The organism is Dyadobacter sp. SG02 (assembly GCF_900109045.1).
GTDB lineage: Bacteria > Bacteroidota > Bacteroidia > Cytophagales > Spirosomataceae > Dyadobacter.
This window is the reverse complement of sequence record NZ_FNYL01000017.1, coordinates 84,544-99,499: the sequence shown is the minus strand read 5'-3', so window position 1 is coordinate 99,499 and position 14,956 is coordinate 84,544. Positions and strand designations below refer to the sequence as shown.

General features: G+C 48.2%; 11 protein-coding genes. 10 read left to right on the top strand and 1 reads right to left on the bottom strand.

Annotated elements, in window-relative coordinates:
* The first annotated feature begins 29 nt into the window (after positions 1-29).
* From BMW93_RS30465 to rfbD, 10 genes are all read left to right on the top strand, one after another.
* Complete coding sequence (locus tag BMW93_RS30465) at positions 30-1,304, top strand: right-handed parallel beta-helix repeat-containing protein (protein ID WP_090385512.1); 1,275 nt, start codon at positions 30-32, stop codon at positions 1,302-1,304.
* 35 nt (positions 1,305-1,339) lie between these two features.
* Complete coding sequence (locus BMW93_RS30460; RefSeq protein WP_090385509.1) at positions 1,340-2,464, top strand: DUF1972 domain-containing protein; 1,125 nt, start codon at positions 1,340-1,342, stop codon at positions 2,462-2,464.
* Complete coding sequence (rfbC, locus tag BMW93_RS30455) at positions 2,436-2,978, top strand: dTDP-4-dehydrorhamnose 3,5-epimerase (protein ID WP_090385507.1); 543 nt, start codon at positions 2,436-2,438, stop codon at positions 2,976-2,978. The genes BMW93_RS30460 and rfbC overlap by 29 nt, the downstream gene beginning before the upstream one ends.
* A 20-nt stretch (positions 2,979-2,998) precedes the next feature.
* Positions 2,999-4,063, top strand: coding sequence for a dTDP-glucose 4,6-dehydratase (gene rfbB / locus BMW93_RS30450; protein ID WP_090385504.1), 1,065 nt, complete (start codon positions 2,999-3,001; stop codon positions 4,061-4,063).
* Between the two features lie 30 nt (positions 4,064-4,093).
* Positions 4,094-4,975, top strand: a complete 882-nt coding sequence (gene rfbA, locus BMW93_RS30445) for a glucose-1-phosphate thymidylyltransferase RfbA (protein WP_090385502.1) — start codon at positions 4,094-4,096, stop codon at positions 4,973-4,975.
* Between the two features lie 211 nt (positions 4,976-5,186).
* On the top strand, positions 5,187-6,785 hold the full coding sequence (locus tag BMW93_RS30440; RefSeq protein WP_229241021.1) for a DUF1800 family protein: 1,599 nt from the start codon (positions 5,187-5,189) through the stop codon (positions 6,783-6,785).
* A gap of 12 nt (positions 6,786-6,797) precedes the next feature.
* Positions 6,798-8,324 carry a DUF1501 domain-containing protein gene (locus BMW93_RS30435; protein WP_090385498.1) on the top strand — a complete coding sequence of 509 codons (1,527 nt, stop codon included), beginning with the start codon at positions 6,798-6,800 and terminating at the stop codon, positions 8,322-8,324.
* 325 nt (positions 8,325-8,649) lie between these two features.
* Positions 8,650-10,020, top strand: coding sequence for a sugar transferase (locus tag BMW93_RS30430; protein ID WP_090385495.1), 1,371 nt, complete (start codon positions 8,650-8,652; stop codon positions 10,018-10,020).
* 179 nt (positions 10,021-10,199) lie between these two features.
* Positions 10,200-11,177 (top strand): T9SS type A sorting domain-containing protein, encoded by a 978-nt coding sequence (locus BMW93_RS30425; protein WP_090385493.1) that lies wholly within the window; start codon positions 10,200-10,202, stop codon positions 11,175-11,177.
* Between the two features lie 58 nt (positions 11,178-11,235).
* Entirely contained in the window at positions 11,236-12,102 is an 867-nt protein-coding gene (gene rfbD / locus BMW93_RS30420) for a dTDP-4-dehydrorhamnose reductase (protein WP_090385490.1), read from the top strand.
* Between the two features lie 5 nt (positions 12,103-12,107).
* On the opposite strand, the gene BMW93_RS30415 is transcribed toward rfbD, so the two are convergent.
* On the bottom strand, positions 12,108-14,948 hold the full coding sequence (locus BMW93_RS30415) for an alpha-L-rhamnosidase (protein ID WP_090385488.1): 2,841 nt from the start codon (positions 14,946-14,948) through the stop codon (positions 12,108-12,110).
* Positions 14,949-14,956 lie beyond the last annotated feature (8 nt).

Here is a 14,956-nt window from a genome sequence, read left to right as displayed (position 1 = left end):
GGTGATTTTATTAATTAAATCGGCAGACTATGAAAAAGTTCTTGATACTGCTACTATTTATTTTAGTGTGTGAGAAAGCCTTTTCACAAAACAAGATATACCTGTCGAGTAGCGGAAGTGATCTGAACAGCGGAAGAGATTCTACAAAGCCCTGGAAGACGTTACATAAACTATACAGAGGTTATAGTTATCTCTTGCGTCGTGGCGACACGCTGTATTTTAGCCTGAAAAGAATTCCTGCATCCGGCAAAAAAGAAAAAATTACACTCGGAGCGTATGGCAATTCGGATCGGAAACCCGTGCTAAGCTTGTATAAAAAGGTAATGCCAAACGCATTTGAAAAACAAGCCAACGATATTTGGCGTATAAATCTTCGGGACTCGTCAAAACTTAAAGGGTATACCAACCTGACAGATTCAAACATCGGTTTTATCAAAGTGAATGGAGTGATATATGGGTCAAAGATTGCCGACCAAACATCATTAGCCCAAAACTGGGATTTTATGAGCCAGGATGGTTATCTTTATGTCAAACTCAATAAAGATATCAATCGTTATACCATTCAGCTTGCCGGCAATTATACAATCATCGAGCTAAGTGATGACATGATTGTGGAAGATCTGAAACTAGTCGGCACAGGTGGGCACGCGATCCAAGGTGACGGTGTATCAAACGTCGAAATAAAAAGAGTTGATATCGCCGAAATCGGAGGATCCTATTTACCGAGGGCAAAAATCAAAAATACCAGATACGGAAACGGCATTGAGCTATTTAATTCCGCTACTAACTGTTTGATAGAAAATTGCTCCGTTTCACAGGTTTTTGATGCGGCCTATACGATGCAGGGCGCGGCTGTCAATGCCTATTTTGATAATGTAGTGTTCCGTAATAACACGGCTGATAAAAATGAACAGTCTTTCGAACTTTGGATAAAGGGTTGGAAATCTGGATTTAGAAATTGCAAATTCATAGACAACCGTTGTAGTAACTCCGGCTTCGGCTGGTCCCATGCCGTCAGAACTGACAAAAACGTAGGCGTACATCTCCTTATTCACGCATGGGAAGTTGCCGATGGAGACCTATTAATTTCGGGTAATCAATTTGCAAACCCCCGTTCGAGCTATATGTTCTCGCGCGGCACAATTACGGGAAAAAGCTCATTCAGATCAGGCAAGAATGTAGTCCTGCTTAAGTCCGGAACTCCCCTCAGATCATCAGACTCGGGATCGCTCAAAAAACAGGTGCAGACCTTTCGAAAACAGACCGGGTGGGAAGAAAGAACGGAATTCAGGACAATAAAATAATCAAGATATCCAGGAATATACAAAATACACATTCCATGAAAATAGCAATCATAGGTACACGTGGGATTCCCAATCACTACGGTGGATTCGAACAATTCGCAGAATATCTTGCCAAAGGACTGGTAGAACGTGGGCATGACATTACGGTTTACAACTCCCATTCCCACCCCTATCAGGCGTCCGAATGGAATGGCGTGAAATTGGTCCACTGCAATGATCCTGAGGACAAATGGGGCACGGCAGGTCAGTTTATTTACGATTTGAACTGTATTTTGCACACACGCAAGCAAAACTATGACATCATTCTCCAACTCGGTTACACGAGTAGTACAGTTTGGGGATGGCTGCTGCCCCGCAAAAACTGTATTATCACCACAAATATGGATGGGTTGGAATGGAAAAGGACGAAATATTCAAAACCCGTCAGGAACTTCCTCAAATGGGCCGAGTACCTCGGAACGGTTTACAGCGACCACTGGATCGCGGACTCGCTGGGAATACAGGATTATTTAGCAAAGAAATATAAAATTCCATCGACGTATATCCCCTATGGTGCATTTCCGTTCGAGGACCCGTCCGACGAGATTCTCACGCAGTATAACCTCACACCTTACGGGTATAACATGCTCATAGCCCGACTGGAGCCGGAAAACAATGTGGATACAATCTTGGAAGGCGTTTCAAAAGCGACGACCAGGAACCCGTTCCTTGTTGTCGGCAAGCACGCGACCAAGTATGGTGAATACCTGAAAAATAAGTATGCCGCATCCAAGCATATTCACTTCGTAGGTGGAATTTACGACATCAACGCATTGAACAATCTGCGCTACTATTCCAACATCTATTTTCACGGTCACTCGGTTGGAGGCACCAACCCTTCGCTGCTGGAAGCCATGGCATCGCAAACGCTAATCTGTGCTAATCACAATGAATTTAATTCCACCATTCTTGAAAAGGACGCGCTGTATTTCCGCAATGCCGACGATGTAAGGAAGTGTATTGAAACGGTACGCAAAGATCAGTATACCTCCTATGTTGTCAACAACCTGGATAAGATCAAACATATTTATGAATGGAATAATATCATAGATCAATACGAAAATCATTTTCGAACCATTTACTCAACGCAACATGAAATTCAGCCAAACATCCCTTCCTGACGTCTGGGTGATTACGCCGTCCATCTACGGTGACGATCGGGGACACTTTTTCGAATCCTTCAATGACGAAGTATGGAAAGCCCAGGGCTTTACAGAAAGCTTCATCCAGGATAACCAATCCTTTTCAAAAAAAGGAGTAATCCGCGGCCTGCATTTTCAGCATGCGCCGCACTCGCAAGGCAAGCTGGTACGAGTGATCCAGGGCAAGGTGCTGGACGTTGCCGTAGACCTTCGTCCGGAATCACCTACATTTGGCAAATTCGAGCTGTTCGAGCTCAGCGCCGAAAACGGTATCATGGTGTACATCCCGGAAGGCTTCGCACATGGCTTTGCGGCGCTGGAAGATACCATTTTTCAATACAAATGTACCAACACCTATCATAAGCAATCCGAAGGCGGGCTCCGCTGGAATGACCCCTTTTTCAGCATTCCCTGGGGAATCGAAAAGCCCATCGTATCTGAAAAGGATCAGATATTGCCAACCTTTGAAGCAATTTTTAAACCGACCGTCTGAGGAGTCCTAAATAACAAAAAATGAACAATCCTAAAAAAATACTGATCACCGGCGGGGCTGGATTTATCGGATCACATGTAGTAAGACGTTTCGTTACGGCATATCCCAATTACCAGATCTTTAACCTGGACGCGCTCACCTACGCCGGTAACCTGGAAAATCTTACCGACATCGAAGATCTTCCCAACTATACATTTATCAAAGGAGATATCATTGACGCGGCATTTATGGAAGAGCTGTTTGCGGAACACGACTTCCAGGGTGTGGTCCATCTTGCAGCGGAATCCCACGTGGACAGATCGATCTCCGACCCGATGTCGTTTGTTATGACCAACGTGTTAGGGACTGTAAACTTGCTCAATGCTGCTCGCAAGGCATGGAATGGAGATTTTGCCGACCGCCTTTTCTACCACGTATCCACCGACGAAGTCTACGGCGAGCTCCACGACCCGGAGGAGTTCTTTCTCGAAACCACAAAATACGATCCCCGCTCGCCTTACAGCGCCTCCAAAGCTTCGTCCGACCATTTTGTGAGGGCATATCATAACACTTATAAAATGCCCGTTGTGATTTCAAATTGTTCCAACAATTACGGCCCTAATCACTTCCCTGAAAAATTGATTCCGCTCATGATTCACAACATTCTCAACAACAAAGCCCTCCCGGTTTATGGAAAAGGCGAGAATGTTCGTGACTGGCTGTTTGTAGAAGACCATGCAAGGGCCATCGACGTGATTTTTCATCAAGGTAAAATTGGAGAAACCTACAACATCGGCGGACACAACGAGTGGAAGAACATCGATCTGGTAAAGCTGCTTTGCAAGATAATGGACGAGAAGCTGGGACGCCCCGAGCAAACATCGGAACAGCTTATCCATTATGTCACTGATCGCGCCGGCCACGATCTTCGGTATGCTATCGACGCCACAAAGCTGAAAGAGGAGCTGGGTTGGACACCTTCACTGCAATTCGACGAAGGATTGACCAAAACTGTCGAATGGTATTTAAACAATACCGAATGGCTGAACAATGTAACGTCGGGTGAATACAAGCACTATTACGACGAAATGTATGAAAAACGATAACATTCCAGTTACTCAACGTATAAAATACATATGAAAGGAATTATTCTTGCCGGTGGCTCGGGAACCCGCCTCCACCCGCTCACATTGGCGGTAAGTAAACAACTTATGCCTGTTTACGACAAGCCAATGATTTACTACCCGCTTTCGATCCTCATGCTCGCAGGGATAAGAGAGATACTCATTATTTCCACGCCTCACGACATGCCCCATTTCCAGAAGCTGCTGGGCGACGGAAATAGGATCGGTTGTCAGTTCAGCTATGCAGTACAGCAGAGCCCGGACGGTCTCGCTCAGGCCTTTGTCATAGGAGAAGAGTTCATCGGTAATGACAAGGTAGCTTTAATCCTGGGAGACAACATCTTCTACGGCTCGGGCTTGTCTAAACTGCTGCAAGCCAACAACGACCCCGAAGGCGGGGTGATATTCGCTTACCAGGTACATGACCCGGAGCGATATGGCGTGGTGGAATTCGACGAGGCATTTAATGCGCTTTCCATTGAAGAGAAGCCCTTGGAGCCTAAATCAAACTACGCCGTACCCGGTCTCTATTTTTATGATAACCAGGTGATCGACATCGCCAAATCCATTGCACCGTCGCCAAGGGGAGAATACGAGATCACCGATGTGAACAAGGCATATCTGGAATCGGGTAAGCTGAAAGTCGGTGTTTTGGACCGTGGTACCGCCTGGCTCGACACAGGTACTTTCGAGTCGTTAATGCAAGCCGGACAGTTTGTACAGGTTATCGAGGAACGCCAGGGACTCAAGATCGGATGCATCGAAGAAGTTGCCTACCGAATGGGCTTCATCGGTCCGGACGAGCTGAACGAAATCGCGCAGCCCCTCGTAAAGAGTGGTTATGGCAAGTATTTGCTCAAATTGCTTCCCCAACCCGCGAAGCTCAGCGTTTAGCATCGTAGCAGTAAAATTTGATATGTTTTATAAAAAAGTAGAATAAGTTCTATAATTTATATCAAACTATTTTCAAATATTGCATATTTTGAGTACCTTTGTGTGGTGCTGTAAAGGCTTGATTTAATAGCCATTACAGCACCATTTGAACGATAAGAGGGGAAAGAAGATGCCATACCTGGATGTTTATCAGACACCATTAGATGCCAATATGGCTGCTCATCTGCTGAGACGCGCGACTTTTGGCCCGACGAAACAGGAAATCGTCGCTTTTACCGGGCTTACGGCCTCACAGGCCGTTGAACAGCTCATCGCGAATTCCACCTATCACTCTTCGCCGCCACCGCCGGTGGATTTGGACGAAACCAAACCTACGGCAGGACAGCCATTTCTAACTTTTCCTTTCAACAAGGAGCGCCGCAGCGAATGGTGCTACTACATTCGCTATTGGTGGGCAGCGCTGATGGCGGACCAGAGCAAGCCGCCTTCTGTGCTGGAAAAGCTAACGACATTTTGGCAAAATCATTTCGTTGTTCCGCAAGGCGTTGTCTTCGACTATCGGATGACGGACAGCTACATGCGCTTATTGCGGAGGAATGCGCTTGGAAACTTCAAGACGATGACGTTTGAAATGACCAATGAGGCAGCAATGCTGCTATTTCAAAACGGCAACGAGAACGCTAAAACCAAGCCGAATGAGAATTATGGAAGGGAATTGCAGGAATTATTTGTAGTTGGACAAAAAGATTTCTCCGGCAATCCTAATTACTTGGAAGATGATGTCAAAGCCGCCGCAAAAGTGCTTACTGGCTGGCAAGTCAAAAACTACCTGGTAGAAGGCTCTACGTCCTTCGAAGTAGTGTTTACGCCCGATCGCCATGACACCGGTGTTAAGACATTTTCAGCCCTATACGGAAACAGGACTATACAGGGCCGGACTGACAAGAGCGGTGCCGAGCAAGAAATTCATGAACTGATCGATATGCTGACGGCACATCCCGAGTCGCCCAAGCATATATGCCGAAAACTGTACAGATGGTATGTCAATGCGAACATCGACCTGGAAATTGAGAACAACGTAATTATACCGCTCGCCAATTTATTCTCCAGCGCTGAAAACGGCTTTCGCATAGAACCCGTAATCCGGAAACTTCTGAGCAGCGAAATTTTCTACGATCAGCGGAACCGCGGGGCAATCTTCAAGTCTCCTATGGAATTGGTTATCGGAACGTTGCGACTCTTTGAAATAAAAGTACCGAATATGACGGCAGACCTTCGGGCATTTCGGATATACGGCAAGTTCGCCTACGATAACATGGCCACATTGCAGCAAAGAATTCTGGACCAGCCTTCTGTTTTTGGCTATGTTCCTTATTACCAGACGGGATATTCTAAAAACTGGATTAATGGTACGGCGATAGGATTACGCAATCAGGTGACAGACAGGTACATTATACCGTATACTGATCAGGAGATTCGTCCAGGGTATGTACTTTGGATCGACCTGGTGGCCTGGGCAACTGCCCTCCAACCCAATTTTTCCGATGTTCAGGGAACGCCGGCCATCACCAGTGAATTTATTGTTGACAAGATGATTCAAAACTTCTTTGTATTTGAGCTTACCCAAAGTCAGAAAAACTTCCTGATAGATTCCATCATGATGACGGGAGTGACGAGAAATACCTGGATCAACGAATGGAACGCCTACCGGACGACACCTACTGATGTCAACAAAAAAAATGCCGTGCAGAGACGATGCCGTTTGCTGTTGAGGCATATGTTCAGTATGGCCGAATATCACGTGTTTTGAGCAAAGAGCGCTATGAAGAGAAGAGAATTTATATCAGCCGCGTCCTCATTCGTCCTGCCACTAACCATTAATGGTTTAGGATTTAAAACCTTTGGACGAAATTCCCCTTTTTTTTCCGCCGTATCCCAGGCCCTTGCCGCCGAGCAGGATAAGGTGCTCGTTATTATCTACCTTAATGGCGGTAATGACGGTTTAAATACGGTTATCCCACTTCAATACTATTCTCAATACTATAATCTGAGAAGCAATATCGCGATTCCCGAAGCCCAGATACTCAGGCTCTCAGGCAATTCCGAGTTCGGCTTCCATCCGGTTATGACCGGCATGCAGGAGCTTTATAACCAGGGCAAACTCAGCATAGTAAACTCAGTATCTTACCCCAATCCGAATCAATCCCACTATCGCTCGTCAGACATTTGGATGACTGCAGTCGATGCTGAGAAATATTCTGAAACAGGTTGGGCCGGGAGATATCTCGATAAAAGATTCCCCGGGTATCCCACCGCCTTTCCTACTGCTGATATGAGCGATCCGCTCGCTATTCAGATAGGGTACATCAATACCACAACGCTACTGGGGCCATCTCAACCAATGAATATTTCTATCCAAAACCCTGGTAGCTTCTATCAACTGATGGGTAACCTCAACCCGGTGACAGATACTACTCTACCCTGCTGTGATGCCGGGTCATTGATAAAATTTTACCGGGAACAACAGGTGATGTCTGTTGGCTATTCCGCCGAAATAAAGGCTGCGGGTGAAAAAGGCACGAATTTAGCTACCTACCCTGCAGGCGTTGCCTCGAACGATTTGTCAGAACAATTAAAAGTAGTTGCCCGACTCATACACGGTGGGTTAAAAACTAAAATCTATTATGTGGAACTGAGAGGCTTTGACACGCATGCAAACCAGGTAAGCACCTTAACGACCGAAGGCGAACACGCACTTTTGTTGAAACAACTTTCCGACGCAGTTGCCGCATTCCAAAAAGACCTGGCACTACAAGGAACAGAAAACAGGGTAATTGGAATGACATTCTCCGACTTCGGCCGTCGTGCAAATTCCAATGCATCTAAAGGGACCGACCATGGGGTTGCCGCTCCTATGTTCATTTTCGGATCGGGGATAAAAAGACAGATCGTCGGCACCGCCCCGGTTCTTACCACTGACCTGGAACCGATTGTGGCACCATCATGGAACAAGAATCAAGAAATCAAAATGCAAATCGACTTCCGACGCGTCTACCGCGACCTCCTCGTCGACTGGCTCGGCGCTGCGGAAACAACTTCCAACAGCATCCTCTACAAAAACTTCACAACCACCTCCCTCTTCTCCGACAAGGTCCAGTCACTGGCCTCCGGCATGTGGCCCGACCGCTCCATCTGGTCGACGGGCAGAATGCCCGGTCCGAATGATGTCGTCGTGATCAACAGCGGGCATACCGTTTCTGTCGGTCAGGATATTACCGCCAAAAGTATTCAGGTGGAAGGCAATGGGGAGTTAAATCTGCTCGGCAATTATAAAGTGACGACTTCCTGACTACTACAAAAAATAATACTACAAATTTTTGGGTAGCAACTAAAAATGTTAAAATAGGATAATACATAGCGGATACAAAATACTTGTATAAATTTATCAACATAAACCATTAATTATCAATAAAATACGACATTTACGCCTGGATAGGGCTTTGAATTAAGAAAGAAATGCCTTAAACTTGTTACATACCATTGAATGCGTCCTGCCGGGGCGAGCAGTCGAAAGTAGAATCCGGACATGATCCGAATTTCAAGATCCGATAGCCCGATAAGCCCCAGATGGAGTTGGTATCTGAAAGGCATTTATACTCAACGTTATAATACTTATGAAAAATCACTATCCTGGGCTACTGCCCAAGGCTCACCTCTGGACGGACGTCGCGCTCCTGAATTTATCCTTCTTTTTCGCTTACATCTTCCGGTTTGACAATGGCCTTTCCACGCTGTTCGAAAATCAGTATGTAAACCTGCTGCTCGTAGCAAACCTGGTTTGGGTTTTCACGATCTACGTTTTCAAAACCTATCGCTTCACGCGGTTGTCGTACCATTTCAATACGCAGCTCGCCAGCTTTCTGAAAGCGGTGACGGTGCACGGCGCGGTGATGATGGCGTTTTTGTACCTGAGCAAGCAGGGTGAGGAGTACTCGCGCTACCAGTTCCTGATGACGTACATTATGTTCATCTCCCTGTCGTCGGCGTCGCGGGCGGCCGCTGTGCTTTTCCTGAAAGTGTACCGTCAGGCTGGCTACAATTACAATCGCTACGGGATCGTCGGCAAGGGCGACCTCGCCACGCTGATCCGCGAGTTTTATGCCGAACGTAAAGAACTCGGGTACCGGTTTTCCGGCGCTGTTGATCCTTCTGCGGACAAAAACCCTATCCAGTCGTTGGAAAACATGGTGAAGGAGAAGCAACTGGATTATCTGTATTGCTGCCTTTCGGAAATGAACGACGAGCAGGTGAAAGAAGTAATCCGCCTGGGCGAACGCCAGCGGACACACATTCGTCTGGTTCCCGACTTCCGCGGTTTTGTTACGAACATGGCGACGATCGAGTACCACGACATGTACCCGATCATCGAAATCAACACCAAACCGTTTTCCAGCCTGAACGAACAGACTGTAAAGCGCGCATTCGACCTTATATTCTCTACGATCGTGATGATCCTCGGCGCACCGGTGTTTTTCCTGGTGTGGGCGGCGATCAAGATCAGTTCTCCGGGGCCTGTGTTCTTCAAGCAACAGCGTTCAGGCCGTTGGGGAGAGTTGTTCTACATCTACAAATTCCGCAGTATGCGTGTAGATGCCGATAAAATGGGTTTGCAGCATTCCAAAGGCGACGAAGACCCGCGCATTACGCCGATCGGTCGCATCCTGCGCAAGTCGCGGCTCGACGAGCTTCCGCAGTTTATCAATGTGTTGAAAGGCGAAATGTCGGTAGTAGGCCCGCGTCCTTTGTACAAATACGATGTAGACATGCTTATGGAAGCGGCCCCGCATGACTTCCAGCGCTTGCTGACGGTTAAACCCGGCATTACCTCGATCGGGCAGATCAACGTAGGCTATGCCGATACGGTTGCCAAGAATGTCGAGCGCCTTAAATATGACCTTCAATATCTGAAATCTTATAGTGTTTTTGACGATGTCCAGCTGATTTTCAGGACTGTACAAGTAATGGTCCTTGGACGCGGGCAGTAGTATTTATCTTACAGTATCCACAACCAAAATGCAATGAAAAAGGCGCCAGTGGCGCCTTTTTCATTTTCCAGGCAAAACTATTCAATCATTTTCCCGAGGCACACTTTTTTATGTGTAGTATAAATTCTATTTTTGTGTAACAAAAAGTGTTATCTAGGTTAGAATTTATAAAGGGAAAGATGAGAAGGGTTTTACATGTTTTTGGAGCAGTTTGTATGCTGCTGATCGGGATGAACAGCTCGCATGCACAGAGGAAAAGGATATTTACGGATCGCCAGACTTTCGGAGTGGTCACTTACCCCAGTACGGCCGTAATTACCGCCAATATGGTCGATGGCTATATAAAAATGAGTGGTAACAACCGCTTTGTTTTTCCAACCACCGACAATGGCGTATACCGTCCGTTTGCCGCTGCGGCAAATGGTACGACGGGAGCCTATTTTTCGGCGAACCCGGCCATCGGGATCACCACGAGCCACAAGGGCGGCAATTACCCGCCGCTTCCTGCCGGCGCCCCGTTTTCGTCCACGAGCAAGGATGCCAATGTAGGCAAGGTTTCGACCCAGGAATATTGGGATATCAACGGCACTACCGCGACGAAAATAACGCTGGCGTGGCATCTGGAAAGCGGCATGGCTTCGTTCGCACCGGGGCAGAATTTGAACAAGATTTACATCATCGGCTGGACCGGATCAAAATGGGTGAAAATTCCTTCTACGGTCGATCAGATGTCCTTGTATGGTGGTGTCAGCTACATCAGCGCGGGCTCGATGACGACTAATGCAGCCATCGTTCCAAACACCTACCTTGCCTACACGTTTGGCGCGGATCTTACCAATACGCGTGAAATGGCGCCGGGCGCGGATAGTTTGATCGCATCGGACGGTACCGAAATCCTGAAACCGGAAAACAGTTCGCAGGACGAGGTGGAAGCTGCGGTATATCCTAATCCTGTGCGCGACCGGATTTTCGTCCGCAATGGCCGGAAGATAAAGCAGGTGTCAGTTTGGGACATGAGCGGCCGTCGTCTTATATCGGTGAGCAACGCATATGAAAAAGGCATTGATGTAAATGGTATTCCTGCGGGAATTTATGTAGTGAATATGGAAGACGACAAGGGCAAAACCACGTCACGTAAAATAATAATCAACAAATAATATCCCCTTCCCTGAGGCATTGCGTAAATTTGTGTTGAACGCATTTTAAAAATACTCAATGAGAATAGTCGTATTAGGTGCCTCAGGGCAACTGGGAAGCTGCCTTAAAAAAAACTCAACGGAACGTAACATTACCGACATCTCCTTCCCCTCGGAAGAAAACGCCAACATCCTCGACAAAGAATTGCTTGACAAGCTCTTTACAGCCGAAAAGCCGCAGTTCGTCATCAACTGCGCTGCCTACACGGCGGTAGACAAGGCCGAGGACGATGTGGACACCTGCCGGAAGGTCAACCGCGACGGCGCTGCGTATATTGCGGAAGTTTGCAAAAAACACCAGGCCACGCTGATCCACATTTCCACCGACTTCGTTTTTAAAGGTGATATTCCCAAACTGCTTTCCGAAACCGATCCTGCCGAGCCGGAAAACGTGTATGGGCTGACCAAGCTGGAAGGGGAAGCGGCGATCGCCGAAATCCTGCCCGAGCATTACACCATCCGCACCAGCTGGCTGTACTCCGAATTCGGTAACAATTTTGTAAAAACGATGCTGCGCCTGGGCCGCGAGCGCGAGCAACTGGGTGTGATCGTAGACCAGGTGGGCTCCCCTACCTACGCGATCGATCTGGCCAATACTATCCTGGACATCATTGAAGCCGATAACAAGGCGTACGGCATTTACCATTACAGCAACGAAGGCGTCACTTCCTGGTACGATTTCGCCAAGGCGGTATTCGACCTCAGCGAAACAAGCGTGAAACTGAATCCGGTGAAAACCTCGGAATATGTAACCCGCGCCGTACGTCCGGCATTTTCGGTAATGGATAAGTCGAAGATTAAAAACAACTTCGGCATTTCTATTCCATACTGGCGCGATAGCCTCACTATTTGCGTAGACCGGCTGGTAAACGAAACAGTAAGCTGATCCCCTTATTTGCTTACCGTAAATTCATAATCTCCCGAGCCAGCCTCGACAATCAAGTAGCTATCTTCTTTTCCAACGGTTTTGACTAATGCAGAAGAAGATAGCTGCTTTCCATTCACGAGCACCTGTGCACCTGCGCCCGCGGGTACATATATATGTGCGAGCGTATTCACGGGCACGGAAACTTTCATTGCCAGGCCTCCATCCTGCTTGCTCCATTCGGAAACAATAGTCCCGCTGATTGTCCGCAAAGAGGCTTTCAGATGGTTAATACCATTGTTACCCATGCCATCCGGCGCGATTTCAGGGCGTATGTCAAAGGTTTCAAATCCGGGTTTGGTCATCACGATCCCCGCCGCGTTGCCGAACATCCATTCGCACACCGCACCGAATGCGTAATGGCTGAATGAGTTCATGGCGGCATTGTATTTGAAACCGTCTTCTTTGGTGAAACTGTCCCAGCGCTCCCAAATGGTGGTGGAACCGTTTTCCACCTCGAAACCCCAGGAGGGAAATTCTTTGCTCAGGAATAGTTTGTATGCCAAATCGGAATGGCCGGTGGCAGAAAGCGCCGGGAGCAGCGGCTTGGCGCCCAGAAAACCGGTACCGAGTTTGTCGCCGTTTTCTTTCAACAACGTGGTCAGGTAGGCGCCGGCTTTCGCGCGGTCGCCGGTATTGATAATATTCATGTAAATGGCGTTGGCATAGGCGGTTTGCGTATGTCCGGTAAAACCCAGGGAACCGTCCACATAGCCCGCACCATTGCCGTAAGCCTGCGCGTCGCATTTGAAACGGCCATCCTGATCGACATAATACCCGCGAATAGCGTCCCGCACTTTCTTACCCGTTTCTGTAAACCGCTGCTGATCTTTGGCATTACCGATCGCTCCCGCCATTTCGGCCATGAGATCGGCACAATAGGCGTAGTAGAATGAGGCCAGCATGTCCGGCGGGGTTTTCTTGCCAAATGACAGCCAGTCGCCGAAGCCGCCTTTCGGATCGATGTCGGCAAATGCATTCTCTTTAAAAAGGAATGTTCCCTTACTTCTGGTATCGAGGAAGTCCATGAACTGCACCATATCCGGCCATCCCCGGCGGATCATGCGGGTGTCGCCGTATGTGCGGTAAATCTGGTACGGGCAGATAATGCCCGCTTCCATCCAGCCCGGAGAAAAAGTATCGGTCTTACGGAGGTTCGGGCGCGGCGCGTAGAGTGGGTAGGCGCCATTTTCATATTGGCCATCGTTCAGGTCGACCACCCATTTGGTGAAAAACGAAGCCACATCCCGGTTGAATGTCGCCGACTTCACGTACACCTGCGCGTCGCCAGTCCAGCCTATGCGCTCGTCGCGCTGGGGGCAGTCCGTGGGAATGTCCACGTAATTGGCACGCTGCGTCCAGTCGATATTGCTGTACAGCTGGTTGATCATTGCATTGTCGGTTTCAAAAGCACCCACTTTCGGGGTATCCGAGCCGATGACCAGGCCGATCAATGTTTCCGGCGTCGGCGCATTTCTCAGCCCTTTTATTTCCACATATTGAAATCCATGAAATGTAAATTTCGGTTCCCAGGTTTCGCCGGCCGGATCGCCTTTTAATATGTAAGTGTCGGTCGCCCGGGCCATTCTCAGGTTTTCGGTCATCAGGCGGCCGTCGGGATACAGCTTTTCACCAAAACGCAGCCGGATAGTGTCTCCCGCGCGGCCCTTCACATGCAACCGGACAATGCCCGCGTAATTTTGTCCCATATCGAAAATGTAGGTGCCATTGCCGCGGTCTTTATGATTTACCACTTTTAATGTCTGGGTAATTCGAACCGGCGGGCCGGGATAGACCTGAATTTTACGTTCGGCTTTGTCAGGAAACACCTCCGCATTTTTCCATTTCGCATCGTCAAAACCGGCCGTATTCCAGCCATTTTGTTCCAAACGCGCATCATAAGTTTCGCCATTCAGCAAATCCGATTCCAGCAATGCGCCCTGGTTCGCTTTCCAGCTCTGATCGGTAACAAAAGTTTCCTTTTTCCCATCGGTATATTCCACTTCCAGCTGTGCTTTCAATACGGGTACTTTCCCATAGAATGCGTGTACGACGGGATTTTGGACTAATAATGAATAACCCAGGTAACCCGCATACCAGCCGTAAGATAACTGTGAGGCTAATGCATTGACCCCGGCTTTCAAATGCCCTGTTACGTCGTAGGTTTGGTAATAGACCCGTTTGTCGTAATCCGTCCAGCCGGGCGTCAGAAATGCGTCGCCTGCTTTTTTCCCATTAATACTAAATTCATAGAGCCCCAAAGCGGTAACGTACAACCTGGCGTTTTTAACCGCTCTGCGGATGTTGACCTCTTTACGCAAATACGGCGCGGGCGGCAAATGGTACACTTTGCCTTTACCGAGCCCGTCGAGGTCGAGACCGACCCATTGCCCCTCCCACTCCGATTTGTCGAGCAAGCCCATCTCCCATTGGGCAGGCTTGCTCCATGCGCCGGCAGCGCCATTCCTGTCCCAGCTCCGCACCTTCCAATAGCAAACGGTACGCGAACCAAGCGGCTTTCCGGCATATTCGATCTGTGCCGTTGCACGGCCGGACGTTTTCCGGGAATTCCACAAATCGGCGGCGTCTTCCGAAAGCTTTTCCGGCGAGGTGGCTACCAATACCTGGTATGCCGTTTGAATCTGGTTATTTTCAGTGGCCGAAAGCTCCCAGCTCAGACGCGGACGGGCGACATCGGTCACCGGCGATTCTTTGTATTCGCAACGCAGGTACGACGGCGTTAGCCCCTCTGCATGCGCCAAAACGCTTCCCATTGCCAGTATTACCGACATTAAACTAGTTTTCATAAAAAACG